Here is a 13,594-nt window from a genome sequence, read left to right as displayed (position 1 = left end):
CGGCAGCCTAGCGGGTCGGCGCGCGGGGGAAACCGGTGGCGGGCCCACCGCCCGGTTCGCCACCATGCGGCGGTGACCGTTCCCCGCCACCAGATCCGGGCCGCCTTCACCGACGGCACCGTCACCGTCTACCAGGCGTACCCGGCGGAGATCGCCGACGCGGCGCTGGCCGCCGGCCGGTTCGTGCCGCCGTTCAAGCGGGAGCGGATGACCTGGGTCAAGCCGTCGTTCCGCTGGATGATGTACCGCTGCGGCTGGGCGCTCAAGCCCGGCCAGGAACGGGTGCTCGCGGTCGAGATCAGCCGCGCCGGGTTCGAGTGGGCGCTTCGGCACGCCTGCCTCAGCGACCACGACCCGCGGCTGCACCCGGACCGGGACGCCTGGCGTCGGGCCCTGCGGGCCAGCCCGGTTCGCGTGCAGTGGGACCCGGAACGGTCGCTGCGGCTGGCCCCGCTGTCCCACCGGTCGGTGCAGGTGGGCCTCTCCGGCGAGGCGGTCCGGCGGTACGTCGACGAGTGGCTGGTCGGCCTCACCGACGTCACCGCGCTGGCCCGGTCGGTGCACGGCCGGCTCACCGCCGGCGACGAGGCCGGCGCGACGGCGCTGCTCCCGCGGGAACGGCCGTACCCGTTGCCGCCGGAGGTGGCGCGCGTGATCGACGCCGACTGACCGTCCGGGTCGGCGGCACCCCTGCCGGCGGTCCGGGTGGCGGGCCCGGCGGGCGGTCAGCCCGGGCGGCGGGCCAGGACGAGCGTGGTGCGCAGGTCCAGCAGGACCGTGCCGCCGAAGCCGTCGACCGCGGCGCCGACCGCGGCGCGGACCCGCTCGCGCAACTCGGGCGGACGGCGCAGCTGCGGTGAGAACGTGTCGACGAGTCGCAGGTAGGCGGCGGTGTCCAGCGGCACCGACCGGCGGAACCGGGACAGTCGCAGGTCGGTGAAGCAGCCGCTGTCGGCGATGTCGTCGTGGAACCAGCCGTCGGCGCGGTCGCCCCGGTCGCCCGGGTCGGCGGAGGTGAACGCGGCCCGGATCGCCTCGGCCTGCGCCGCCTCGACGTAGGCGTAGCGGTGGCTGAGGACGGCGAGCGTGCCGCCGGGACGCAACGCGTCGTGCGCGCGCCGGTTGCGGGTGGCCGGGTCGAGCCAGTGCCAGGCCATCGCGCAGGCCAGCACGTCGACGCCGCCGGCCGGCGGGGGCCACTGCTCGAAGCTCGCGGTCACCACGCGGACGCCCGGGAACCGCTCGGCGAGCACGGTGGCCATCCGCGCGTCCGGCTCGACGCAGGTCGTGGTCGCGCCGAGACCGAGCAGCACGGCGGTGGCGAGTCCGGTGCCGGCGCCGATCTCGACCAGGGTGCCGAGCGGTCCGCCGTGGTGGGCGCGGATCGCGTCCGCGAGCTCGGTCGGGTAGCCCGGTCGGGCCTCGTGGTACGTGCCGGCCGTCTCCCCGAACAGTTGCGACATGGCCGCCATCCTCCCAGATCCGGACGGGGTCGCACCCGGTCCCGCCGGACTGTCCGCGCTGCGGTGGGTACGGAAGCGCGGAGCGGGTCCCTGTCTACGCTGCCCGGCATGGAGTTGCCACGCGATCTGCCGCTGTTCGAGCGCCGCGCCGTGCGGCTGGTGGTGCTCGACACCGCCGATCGGCTGCTGCTGTTCCACACCCGCGACCCGGAGCATCCCGACCTGGGGGTGTGGTGGGAACTGCCGGGCGGTGGGCTGGACCCGGGTGAGACGTACCGGGAGGCGGCGGTGCGGGAGCTGCGCGAGGAGACGGGCATCGTGGTCGCGCCGGCTGCGATCGGCGCGCCCAGTTGGCGACGGCGGGCCAGTTTCCGGCACCGGCAGCGCCGGCACCTCCAGGACGAGGTGGTGGTGCCGGTGCGGCTGCCCGGGCCGGGACCGGACGTGGACGGCGCCCAGCGGATGGACTACGAGGTGGAGGACTACTTCGGGTTCCGCTGGTGGCCGGTGGCCGAGGTGCTCGCGGAGCGGCCGCGCTGCTATCCCGGCCGGCTGCCTGAGCTGCTGCCGACGTTCCTGGCCGGCGAGGAGATCGACGAGCCGTTCGAACTGTGGTCCTGAGCCGGCGTGCCGACGGGTGCCTCAACCGGCAGAGTGGGACGGATGAATCCACTCCACGCCCCCCTGGCCCGGTACGCCGAACGGCTGCACACCGCCGCCGGCGACACCCACCACGTCGCGTCGCCGCTGGGCGCCTGGCTGCTGCTGGCGCTCACCGGTCCGGCCGCCACCGGACAGGCCCGGGCGACGCTCGGCGAGGCGCTCGGGGTCGACCCGGACGACGCCGCCGCGTCGGCCCGGGCACTGCTGGCCGCGCCGCACCCGATGGTCGCCGCGGCCACCGCGCTGTGGGAGCGGACGCCGTTCGAGGAGTTGACCGGGTGGCGGGCCGGGCTGCCCGAGCGGACCGAGCGCGGACCACTGCCGGACCAGGCGGCGCTGGACGCGTGGGCCCGGGACCGCACCGGTGGCCTGGTGCGGCGGTTCCCGGTCGACGTCGCGCCGGAGACGCTGCTCGTCCTGGCGAGCGCGCTGGCCACCCGGGTGTCCTGGGCCGACCCGTTCGAGCTGGCCCCGGCCGGGGAGCTGGGCGCGGGCAGCGCGTGGGCCGGCCGGTTGCGGCAGGTGCTGCGGACGCCGCCGGTCGGGCACCGCTGCGCGGTGGTGGGCACCGAACGGGCCGGTGACGTCGCGGTGCACGTGGCGCCGGCGCGCGCGGGCGACGACGGCGCCGGGATGCTGGTGGTGTCCGTGGCCGCCGCGCCGCAGGTGCCGTCCGACGTGGTGCTGGCCGCCGCGCAGCAGGTGGCCGTGGCCGCCGCTGTCGCGCCGGACGGGCCGGTGCCCGGGCAGCGGTCGTTGTTCGACCTGCCGCTGGGCGAGGGCCCACTCGGGACGGTGCGTGAGCAGCCGTCCCGGACGTTCGCCCGGGACGGCCGGGAGGAGCGCGCCACCGCCGTGCTGCCGTGCTGGGCGGCGGAGAGCCGGCACGACCTGACGTCGGCCGGGTTCGGCTTCGACGCGGCGGCGCGGGCGCTGGGCGGACTGCTCGGGTTGGCCGAGCCGCCGTTCTCCGCGGCGCAGTCGGCGGTGGCCCGGTTCGGTCGCTACGGCTTCGAGGCCGCGGCGGTGACCGCGTTCGGGATGGTGGCCGGGCTGCCTCCGGAGGGTGTGGCCCGGGTCGCCGACCTGCGCTTCGGCCACCCGTACGCGGTGGTGGCGGTGGCCACGGACGCCGCCGGCGGCCCGTGGCACGCCCTGCCCGTCTACTCCGCGTGGATCACGGACCCGGCGGAGGTCCCCGCCGACGAGGCCGCCTGACGCGGGCGGCTCGTGCCCCCGGGCCGACGGGTCGCGTTCCGCGGCCCCGGGTCGGCGGCGCTGCGGATCGGCTCAGGACGCCGTCCGCGGCCCGTACCGTTCGGCGGCCCGCGCCCTGGCCTTCGCGGCCTCCACCTCGCGGTCCCGGGACGGCGCCGTCGTCACGAGGCCGTCCAGCAGGGTCCGGGTGGCGGCCGCGACGGCACGGACCGCCTCGTCGAACGCCGCCTGGTTGGCCGCGGACGGCCGGGTGGCGCCGCTGACCTTGCGCACGTACTGCACGGCGGCGGCTTCGATCTCGTCATCGGTCGCGGGCGGCTCGAAGTTGTGGAGCACGCGAATGTTCCGGCACATGCCTCCACCATGCCAGCCCGCACCGACACCCGCACCGACCGAGGCTTGACAGGCCGCCGTCGGGTGCGGCACCGTTGCCCCGACCACGCGATCGGCGTGGCACCACGCATGAGGGAATGACGCCTGTGATCCAGGTAGGCCGAGCGGCCGCCTGAGTGTCGACCGCGTGACGGATGACCCGTCGCGCCGTACGGCCACGGTTCGGCGGTCCGACGCATGTCCGTCCACCGTCGTTTCTCTCCTGCATCGGAGCATTAAGTTGATCATGGATGCTCGCATCCAACAAAGCGTCGTCGCCACTCTGTCGACGCGCCCCGCGGCCCTGGACGTGGGGCCGTTCGTGGTGGGTGTCGACCCGACCACGGCCAGCCCGCACATCAACTACGCCACGCCGCGTCCCGGCGAGGCCGTCACCGCGGCCGACGTCACCGCGCTGATCGACGCCTTCCGGGCGGCGGGGCGTCGCCCCCGCCTGGAGTACGTCGCCAGTTGCGCCCCCGCCCTGGAGGCGCTGCTGCTCGCCGCCGGGTTCGTCCCGGAAGCCCGGCACACCTACCTGCTCTGTGTGCCCGACACCCTGCGGACGCCACCCACGCCCGACGACGTCGCACTGGTCGAACCGGACGACGACGAGCAGCGCGCCGCGTTGATCGGCGCACAGAACGACGCCTTCGGCGAGGCCGCGCCGGCCACCGCCGCGGACGTCGCCCGGCTCCGGCGCCAGCAGGAGGCCGGCGGCGTGGCCGTCATGGCGGTCGCCGGGTCCGGCGCCTGCCTGGGTGGCGGCGGGGCGGCCCGGCCCACCGACGGGGTGAGCGAGGTGGCCGGCATCGCCGTCCGCGAGCCGTACCGCCGCCGGGGGCTGGCCGGCGCGATCACCGCCGAGACGACCCGGCGACTCTTCGCCGCGGGCGCCCAGGTCGCCTGGCTGGAGGCCGGCGGGGCGGAGTCGTGGCGGGTGTACCAGCGCGTCGGCTACCTACCCGCCGGCGAACGCCTCTACCTCGCCATGACCTGACCCCCGGCGAACAAGGAGTTCGCGTCGGCCCCGGGCTCGGGAACCGACGCGAACTCCTTGATCAACAGGGCGGAACAGGCCCGGTCAGACCGGGACGGCCTCCCGGGTCTCCGCCTTGGCGGCCAGGCGCTTCTCCCGCTCCTGGGCGCCGATCAGGTCGTCCGGCAGGGAGTCCTCGACCTCCAGGTCGAAGCGACGCAGCAACCGGATCCCGAAGCCGCCCAGGGTGATCAGGATCAGGATCACCCCGAAGCAGACGTACGCGAAGCCGATGCCCCGGCCCGGACCGGTACCGATCACCGCGCCCACGCTGCCGGCCAGCGACCCGCCCGGGGCGAGCATCGGCTCGAACAGCGCGGTGGCGGCCGGTGCCAGCAGCGCGAACCCGATCGGCAGCGTGGACCACGAGATGGTCTGGTTCAGGCTGAACACCCGACCGTGGAAACGCTGCGGCACCTTCACCTGAACGATCGTCGCGTAGATCGACTGCGCGGTGGTCATCGCCATGGCCAGCCAGCAGAAGCCCACGCAGATCATTACGATCGAGGCGTCCAGGCCGATCAGCACGCAGCCGATCGCGGTGCCCAGGTTGCCGATCAGCACGCCGATCATCCGGCGCTTGCGCGGCCCGCCCCACAGCGACATCAGTACGCCACCGAGCACCGCGCCCACCGCCTCGGCGAGCGCGACCTGCGCCACCTGCGTCGGGCTGCCGAACGACAGCACCAGCGGGGTGGTCAGCACCAGCGCCGGCGCCAGGAAGATGTTGCCCAGCGCGAAGTAGCCGAGCATGAGCCGGAACCCGCGGTGCTGCCACGAGTAGCGCATGCCGTTCGCGATGGCCACCAGCAGCCGTTCCCGGGGCCGCCAGCCGAGCAGGTCCGGGAAGCGGACCACGGCCAGCGTGAGCACCGCGACCACGTAGCTGGCCACGTCGACGATCAGGATGCCCTTGAGTTCGATGGCGGCGAGCAGACCGGCGGCGAACGCCGGCATGAGCAGCGTGGCCACACCGGTGGAGAGCTGGGTGATGCCCATCGCGTGCCCGAGGTAGCGCTTGGGCACGAGCTGCGGCACCGCCGACTGGAACGCGATCCGTTGGAACGAACCGGCCACCGAACTGAACGCCACCAGCAGGTAGATGTGCCAGAGCACCAGGTTGTCGGTCCACAGCAGGGCGGCCAGCACCAGCTGGATCGAGCCGGCGACGCTGCTGGCCAGCATCATGATCCGGCGTCGGCTGACCCGGTCCACGAGGGCGCCGGCCACCGGCAGCATGAGCACGCCGCAGATCAGCGCCAACGCCCAGAGCAGACCGAGGTCGGCCACCGAGCCGGTGCGGTTGAACAGCCAGATCGGCAGCGCGAACGCGGTCAGCGCCGAGCCGGTGCTGGAGACGAGCTGCCCGACGGTGACCGCCAGGAACCGGCCCATGCTCGGCTTGACAGTGGTGGCCGGCGTGCGCTCCTCGCCGACCCGGAGCATGTCGTGCACCGCCCAGCCGGCGTCCTCGCCCCGGGCCGCCGGATCCAGCCCGGTGAGGTCACCGGCCACCACCGCGGGATGCGCGCGGGTGACGATCTCCGCCAGCTCCTCGGCCCGGTACTTCAGGAAGAAGTGCCCGGCCTGGTCGAGCACCACCAACCCCAGCGTGTCGCTGAGGAACTGCCACTCGGCGTACCGCTCGCGGTAGTAGTCGGTGACCGGGTCCTCGGAGCCGACCACCGAGATGATCGGCGCGCGCAGCTTCGTCGCCTGCCGGTCCAGCAGCCGGGTGAAGTACTCCTCCGAGGCGCGGGAGTCGGCCCGCATGTTGCTGATGATCCGGTCGGCCTGCTCCGGGTCCAACTCGTCGGTGTCCACGCCCATCGACTTCAGCCAGCTCGCGTAGTGCTTGTTGCTGCGGAGCTGCTCGAGGCGGTTGCGCGCGGCGGCGAACGGGCCCTTCGGGCGGGCGAACGGGAACATCGCGCCGATGTAGACGGCGGCCAGGTCCCGGCCGGCCGCCTCCACCTTGCGGGCCACCTCGGCGACGATCGCGCTGCCCACGCCGCAGTGGCCGTAGAGCGCGATCGGGCCCTCGACCCGCTCCACGATCTCGTCCGCGACCCGGGTGGTCAGCTCGTCGAACGGCAGCGCGTCCTCGGTGAGACCGACGTCGTGGCCGGGGATGGCGAGCGACCACAGCCCGTACCCGGCCGGCAGCGCGTCCGCGAGCGGCTGGTAGACGATGGCGCTGCCGCCGCCGTACGGGACGCAGACGTACGTCAGCACCCGCTTGGCCACCGGGATCGGCTTGGTCAGCTCGTAGAGCAGCCGGCGCGGCCCCTCCTGGGTGGCGTCGCCGGAGATGAACGCGGCCAGGTCCCGGATGGTGCGCTTCTGGAACAGGTCCATCACGCCGACCGCCCGGCCGCCCAGCTCCGCCTTGCGGATCTTGGCGACCACCTGGGTGGCGAGCATGGAGTGCCCGCCCAGGTCGAAGAAGTCGTCGTCGATGCCGAGCGTCTCCACGCCCAGCACCTCCGACCAGATCGCCGCGAGGGCCCGCTCGGTGTCGTCGCGCGGCTCGACGAGCGCCACCGACGCCTCGCGGGTGACCACCGGCGCGGGCAGCGCCTTGCGGTCGAGCTTGCCGTTCGGGGTCAGCGGCAACGCGTCGAGCGTGACGAACGCGGCCGGCACCATGTACTCCGGCAGCGTGTCCTTGAGCGCCGCCTTCAGCGCGGCGTGCTCGGCCGCCCCCACCAGGTACGCGGTGAGCCGCTTGTCGCCCGGGCTGTCCTCGCGGACGATCACCGTGGCCTCGGTGACGTCGGGCTGCTCGCGCAGCGCGCTCTCGATCTCGCCCAGCTCGATGCGCAGGCCGCGCAGCTTGACCTGGTGGTCGATCCGGCCGAGGAACTCGATCACCCCGGCGCCGTCCGGCCCGACGACCCAACGGGCCAGGTCGCCGGTGCGGTAGAGCCGGGCCCCCGGCTCGCCCGAGAACGGGTCGGGCACGAACTTCTCCGCGGTCAGCGCCGGCCGCCGGTGGTAGCCGCGGGCCAGGCCGACGCCGCCGATGTGCAGCTCACCGGCGACACCGACCGGGCACTGCGCTCCCGACGCGTCGAGCACGTGCAGCCGCAGGTTCGCGATCGGCGCGCCGATCGGCACGCTCGTCACCTGCGCCAGCCGGTCCGGCTCACACGCCCAGGAGGTGACGTCGATGGCAGCCTCGGTCGGGCCGTACAGGTTGTGCAGGCCGCACCAGGGCAGCCGGGCGGTGAAGTCGACCGCCGAGGTCAGCGGCAACTCCTCGCCGGAGCAGATCACCCGCCGCAGCGCGGTGGCCGCCTCGACGCCCTCCTCGGCCAGGAACACGGTCAGCATCGACGGCACGAAGTGGGTGGTGGTGATCCGTTCGGACACCAGCAGGTCGCGCAGGTAGCCGGCGTCCTTGTGCCCGCCGGGCTTGGCCAGCACCAACCGGGCGCCGGTGCGTAGCGGCCAGAAGAACTCCCAGACCGACACGTCGAAGCTGGCCGGCGTCTTCTGGAGCACCGCGTCGTCGGCGCCGAGACCGTACGTCTGCTGCATCCAGTCGAGCCGGTTGACGATGCCCCGGTGGGTGTTCGGCACCCCCTTCGGGCGGCCGGTGGAACCGGAGGTGTAGATGACGTACGCCAGGTGTTCCGGCCCGGCCAGCGGCGTCGGGTCGGTGACCGGTTGGTCGGCCCAGACCGTCGCGTCGTCGAGGTCGAGCACGGTGGCCGAGGTGGCCGGCAGCACGTCACGCAGGTGCGACCGGACCAGCACCACCGGCGCGTCCGCGTCGGTGACCATGAAGGCCAGCCGGTCCGCCGGGTACTCCGGGTCCAGCGGCAGGTAGGCGCCGCCGGCCTTGAGCACGCCGAGCAGGCCGGCGACCAGCTCGACCGAGCGTTCCGCGCACACCCCGACCAGCGTCTCCGGGCCGACGCCGGCCGCGCGCAGCCGGTGCGCGATCCGGTTGGCCTCGGCGTTCAGCTCCGCGTACGTGCGGCTGGTCCCGTCGATGGTGACCGCGACCGCGTCCGGGGTGGTGGCGGCGCGCTCCTCGACCGGGCCGTGCAGCGTCTCGTCGCGGGGGAAGTCCGCCGCGGTGTCGTTCCAGCCGGCGAGCAGCTCCCGCTCGACGTCGGACAGCAGCGGCAGCCGGGACACCGGAGTGTCCGGCGCGGCGACGATCGCGTCCAGCAACGCGGTCCACCGCCGGGCCATCCGCTCGACAGTGGCCCGGTCGAACAGGTCGGTGTTGAAGACCAGCTTCCCCCAGAGCCCGTCGACGGTCTCCACCGCGTGCAGCTCGAAGTCGAACCGGGTGGCCTGCAGCTCCATCGGGGTCCACTCGAACGTGACCTCGTCGGAGCGGGACACGCCGCGGAACCGGCCCATCTCGTAGTTCTGGAGCACGAACATGGTCTGGAACACCGGCGAGCGGCTCACGTCGCGCGGCAGACCCAGCTCGTGCACCACCTTGGCGAACGGCACCTCGGCGTGCTCGAAGCCGTCGAGCACGTTGCGCCGGGTGCGGGCCAGCAGCTCGGTGAAGGTCGGGTCCCCGGCCAGCTCGGTCCGCAGCGGCAGCATGTTGATGAACATGCCGACCACGTTCTCCAGCTCCGGCGCGGACCGGCCGGCCACCGACGCGCCGACCGCGAAGTCGTCCTGACCGGCGTGCCGGGCCAGCAGCACCTGGTACGCCGACAGCAGCGTCATGAACAGCGTGCCGCCGCTGTCCCGGGTGAGCGCGTTGAGCGCCTCGGTGGCCGCCGGGTCGAGCTGGAACTCGACGAAGTCGCCCCGGTAGGTCTGGGTGGCCGGGCGGGGCCGGTCCAGCGGCAGCTCCAGCGGCGTGATGCCGGCGAGGCGCTCCTTCCAGTAGTCGACGTGTGCCCGGGCCTGCGGACCGTCCAGCTCCCGGGCCTCCCAGACGGCGAAGTCGCCGTACTGGATCGGCAGGGCCGGCGGCTCGCCGCCCCGGTACAGCGTGATCAGGTCGCGCAGCAGCACGTCCACCGACCAGCCGTCACCGACGATGTGGTGCTGACCGAGGAACAGCACGTGGTCCTCGGCCGAGAGCCGGATCAGCAGCGCGCGCAGCAGCGGACCGTGCGCCAGGTCGAACGGCTCGGCCGCCGCGGCGTCGACGAGCGCCTGCGCGGCGGTCTCGTCGGCGGCCTCCACCACGGTCAGCGGCACGTCCGGGGTGTCGGCGACCACCACGGTGGGGCGGCCGTCGGCGTCGGCCGGGAAGCGGGTGCGCTGCGACTCGTGCCGGGCGGCGAGCGCGGCCAGGGCCGCGCGCAGCGCGTCGACGTCGAGCGGTCCACGCACCCGCAGCGGCACCGCGATGTGGTACGCGGCCTCGCCCGGGGCGATCTGGTCCATGAACCAGACCCGCTCCTGGGCGTAGGACAGCGGCACCGGCGCGCCGTCGGGCCGGGGGGTGATCCGGGCCGCGGGGGCGGACTGGCGGGCGCGCAACCGCTTGGCGATCAGCGCCTGCCGGGCCGCCTCGCGGGCCGGATCCTTCAGGTCGGTCATCAGTTGGTTCCCTCTTCCGCCGCGAGCAGCGCGGCGACCTCGGTGTCGGAGAGGCCGTCGAGTTCGGCGGCGATCCGCTGTTCGATCTGGCCGGCCAGGTCGGCCACCACGGGGCTGGAGAACAGCGCCCGCATGGGCAGGTCGACGTCCACCTCGGCGCGGATCCGGGCCATCGCCCGCATGCCGCGCAGCGAGTTGCCGCCGAGCGCGAAGAAGTCGTCGAGCGCGCCGACCTTCTCCACCTGGAGGATGTCGGCGTACACCTCGGCGACCAGCGCCTCGGCCTCGGTACGCGGGGCGACGTAGCTGTCCTCGGCCGGTTCGGTGGCCGCCGGGGCGGGCAGCGCGGCGCGGTCCAGCTTGCCGTTCGGGGTCAGCGGCAGCGCGTCCAGCCGGACCAGGGCGGCCGGCACCAGGTGCGCCGGCAGCTCGCGGGCCAGCTCGGCGCGGACCGAGTCCTCATGGGCGGGCCCGACCAGGTAGCCGACCAGCGTCGGCTCGCCACCGTCGGTGCGCACCGCGGCGGCGGCGGCTCGCACGTCCGGGTGGGCCAGCAGCGCGGCCTCGACCTCGCCCAGCTCGATCCGCATGCCCCGCACCTTGACCTGGTCGTCGCGGCGGCCCAGGTAGTCGAGCGTGCCGTCGGGACGCCAGCGGGCCAGGTCGCCGGTGGCGTACATGCGCGCGCCGGGCGGGCCGTACGGGTCGGGCAGGAAGCGCTCGGCGGTGAGGCCGGGCCGGTCGTGGTAGCCGCGGGCAAGCTGCGCGCCGGTGACGTACAGCTCCCCGACCACGCCCGGTGGGACCGGCTGGCCCGCGGCGTCGAGCAGCAGCGCGCCGGTGTTCCAGGTGGGCGTGCCGATCGGCACCGGGCCGGGCGGGACCGGTTCGCCGGGGGCGATCCGGGCCGCGACGCAGCCGACGGTGGCCTCGGTCGGGCCGTACTCGTTGACCACCGCCACGTCGGGGTACGCGGACCGCCAGCCGGCGAGCTGCTCGCCGCTGAGCGCCTCGCCGCCGATCACCAGGTCGACAGTCGGCGACAGCTCGCCGTCGAGCAGCGGCAGGTGGCTCGGGGTGACCTTGAGGAAGGACGGCCGGCCACCGACCCGCGCGGCCGGGGAGTCGATCGCGGCGAGCCGGACCGTGCCGCCGGCGGTGAGCGTGCCGAGCAGGCCGGTGACGGTGAGGTCGAACGAGACCGGCGAGTGCAGCAGCGCGGTGCCGGCCAGCCCCGGGTAGGTCGCCCGGGCCCAGGCCAAGTAGGCGGTGACCGCCCGGTGCTCGACCACCACGCCCTTCGGGCGGCCGGTGGAGCCGGAGGTGTACAGCACGTACGCCGGGTGGTCGGGACGCAGCGCGGCGACCCGGTCGGTGTCGGTGAGGTCGTCGCCGGGCTGGTCCGCGCCGATCTCCCCGTCGAGCACCAGCGCGTCGCCGGGCACCAGCGCGGCGGTGTCCGCGGTGGCCACCACCAGCGCCGGCGCGGCGTCGGCCAGCAGGTAGCCGATCCGCCCGGCCGGGTACGCGGTGTCCACCGGCACGTACGCGGCGCCGGACTTGAGCACCGCGAGCATCGCCACCACCAGCTCGCAGGAGCGGGGCAGGGCGAGCGCGACCCGGGTCTCCGGGCCGGCGCCACGCGCCACCAGCAGCCGGGCCAGCCGGTTCGCGGCGGTGTTCAGCTCGGCGTAGCTGAGCGTGACGCCGTCGCAGACCAACGCCGGCGCGTCCGGAGTGGCGGCGGCCTGCCGCTGCACCTCGTCGGTGAGGGTGACCGCCGGCAGGTCGTGCGCGGCGCCGGCAGCGGCGCGCAGCACCAGGTCCCGCTCCTCGTCGGTGAGCAGCGGCAGCGCACCGACCGGGCGCTCCGGCTCGGCCACCGCGGCGGTGAGCAGCCGCACGTAGCGTCGCGCCACCGTCTCGGCGCTGGCGTGGTCGAACAGCGCGGTCCGGTAGACCAGGCGGCACTCGCCGGTGGTGATGTCGAACGCCAGGTCGTCCTTGGTGGTGCCCAGCTCGATCGGGTCGAGGCCGGAGTCCGGGATCCAGTTCAGCGCGGTCTGGAAGATCGGCTGCACGGACGGGTCGCGCTGCGGGTCCACCGCCTCGACGATCTTCTGGAACGGGGTCTGCCCGTGTTCCATGGCGTCGATCAGGCCGTTGCGCACCCGGCCGAGCAGGTCGGCGAAGGTCGGGTCGCCGGCGACGTCGCAGCGCAGCGCCACCGGGTTGACGAACATCCCGATCAGCGACGCCAGCTCCGGGTTGTCGCGGCCCGCGGTGGAGACGCCGACCACCACGTCGGTCTCCCCGGAGATCCGCGACAGCAGCGCCGCGAAGCCGGCCAGCAGCACCATGTACGGGGTGGCCTGCGCGCCGAGCGCCAGCGTGCCGACCCGGTCGAGCAGCCCGTCGGGCAGCGTGAAGCGCACCTCGTCACCGGCGAAGCCGAGCTGGGCCGGGCGGGGCCGGTCCAGCGGCAGGCCGGTGACCGCCGGGGCGCCGGCCAGGTGGCCGGTCCAGAACGCGAGCTGCCGGTCCAGTTCCGCGCCGGTGAGCTGCTGACGCTGCCAGACCGCGAAGTCGGCGTACTGGATCGGCAGCTCCGGCACGGCGGGCTCGGCACCGGTGCGCGCGGCCTCGCAGAACGCGACGAGTTCGGCGTGGAACAGCACCGCCGAGTGGCTGTCGAAGACCGCGTGGTGGGCCACGAACGCCAGCGCCCAGGCGTCGTCGAGGCGGATCAGCCGGGCCCGCCACGGCGGCGGCGCGTCCAGCGGGATCGGGGTGCGGGCCAGGTCGGTGCGGAGCCGCTCGAACTCGGCCAGCCGCTCGTCGGCCGGCAGGTGGCTCAGGTCGGTGGTGGGCAGCGGCACCGGCTCGTGGGCGCGCACCACCTGCACCAGCGCGCCGTCGTCGACCCGCAGGTGGGTCCGGAGCGTCTCGTGCCGGGCCGCGATCCGGTTGACCACGTCGCTCGCCGTCTCGGCGTCCACGCCAGCCGGGAACGCCCACGGGACGGAGACGTTGAACACCGGCGAGCCGGCGTCGAGCTGGTTGGCCATCCACACCCGCTCCTGGGCGTACGAGGCCGGGAACGTCCACTCCCGCTGACTCATGAGAGCGCCTCGCGTACCGAGCGGGGGCGCATGTCGGTCCAGACCTCGTCCACGTGGGCCAGGCACTCCTCGCGGCTGCCGGCGAAGCCGGTGTCGTGCCAGCCGGCGGGCAGCTCCCGGTCGGCCGACCAGATCGAGTACTGCTCCTCGTCGTTGCGGACGACCAGGAATCGGGATTCGGCCAT

At 74.4% G+C, this 13,594-nt stretch carries 9 protein-coding genes; 4 read left to right on the top strand and 5 right to left on the bottom strand.

The window, feature by feature from the left end; translation table 11 throughout:
* Window positions 1-72: 72 nt before the first annotated feature.
* Window positions 73-669 carry a DUF4291 domain-containing protein gene (locus C8054_RS04620; protein ID WP_107155463.1) on the top strand — a complete coding sequence of 199 codons (597 nt, stop codon included), beginning with the start codon at window positions 73-75 and terminating at the stop codon, window positions 667-669.
* A 56-nt stretch (window positions 670-725) separates the two neighbouring features.
* On the opposite strand, the gene C8054_RS04615 is transcribed toward C8054_RS04620, so the two are convergent.
* Window positions 726-1,463 (bottom strand): trans-aconitate 2-methyltransferase, encoded by a 738-nt coding sequence (locus C8054_RS04615; RefSeq protein WP_158273808.1) that lies wholly within the window; start codon window positions 1,461-1,463, stop codon window positions 726-728.
* Window positions 1,464-1,571: 108 nt separating this feature from the next.
* Between C8054_RS04615 and C8054_RS04610 the strand changes: the two genes are divergently transcribed.
* Together C8054_RS04610 and C8054_RS04605 are read left to right on the top strand one after the other, a co-directional pair.
* Window positions 1,572-2,084 carry an NUDIX hydrolase gene (locus C8054_RS04610; RefSeq protein ID WP_107155646.1) on the top strand — a complete coding sequence of 171 codons (513 nt, stop codon included), beginning with the start codon at window positions 1,572-1,574 and terminating at the stop codon, window positions 2,082-2,084.
* A 42-nt stretch (window positions 2,085-2,126) separates the two neighbouring features.
* On the top strand, window positions 2,127-3,344 hold the full coding sequence (locus tag C8054_RS04605) for a hypothetical protein (RefSeq protein ID WP_107155461.1): 1,218 nt from the start codon (window positions 2,127-2,129) through the stop codon (window positions 3,342-3,344).
* Window positions 3,345-3,416: 72 nt separating this feature from the next.
* Here the strand turns inward: C8054_RS04605 and C8054_RS04600 are convergent, their stop codons facing one another.
* A complete protein-coding gene (locus C8054_RS04600) occupies window positions 3,417-3,698 on the bottom strand; it encodes a DUF2277 domain-containing protein (protein ID WP_107155460.1) in 282 nt (93 codons plus the stop codon).
* Window positions 3,699-3,963: 265 nt separating this feature from the next.
* On the opposite strand from C8054_RS04600, the gene C8054_RS04595 reads away from it, so the two are divergent.
* Complete coding sequence (locus C8054_RS04595) at window positions 3,964-4,716, top strand: GNAT family N-acetyltransferase (RefSeq protein WP_107155459.1); 753 nt, start codon at window positions 3,964-3,966, stop codon at window positions 4,714-4,716.
* An 84-nt stretch (window positions 4,717-4,800) separates the two neighbouring features.
* On the opposite strand, the gene C8054_RS04590 is transcribed toward C8054_RS04595, so the two are convergent.
* Genes C8054_RS04590 through C8054_RS04580 form a run of 3 tightly spaced genes read right to left on the bottom strand, consistent with a single transcriptional unit; the run spans window position 4,801 to window position 13,594 of the window.
* Window positions 4,801-10,287, bottom strand: a complete 5,487-nt coding sequence (locus tag C8054_RS04590; protein WP_107155458.1) for a non-ribosomal peptide synthetase/MFS transporter — start codon at window positions 10,285-10,287, stop codon at window positions 4,801-4,803.
* On the bottom strand, window positions 10,287-13,409 hold the full coding sequence (locus C8054_RS04585; protein WP_107155457.1) for a non-ribosomal peptide synthetase: 3,123 nt from the start codon (window positions 13,407-13,409) through the stop codon (window positions 10,287-10,289). The genes C8054_RS04590 and C8054_RS04585 overlap by 1 nt, the downstream gene beginning before the upstream one ends.
* Window positions 13,406-13,594 carry an MbtH family NRPS accessory protein gene (locus C8054_RS04580; protein ID WP_043324625.1) on the bottom strand — a complete coding sequence of 63 codons (189 nt, stop codon included), beginning with the start codon at window positions 13,592-13,594 and terminating at the stop codon, window positions 13,406-13,408. Before C8054_RS04580 ends, C8054_RS04585 begins: the two co-directional genes overlap by 4 nt.

It is taken from the genome of Micromonospora sp. RP3T (assembly GCF_003027925.1).
Classification (GTDB): Bacteria; Actinomycetota; Actinomycetes; order Mycobacteriales; family Micromonosporaceae; genus Micromonospora.
The sequence above is the reverse complement of the archived record's forward strand: the minus strand, read 5'-3'. Positions and strand labels throughout refer to the sequence as shown.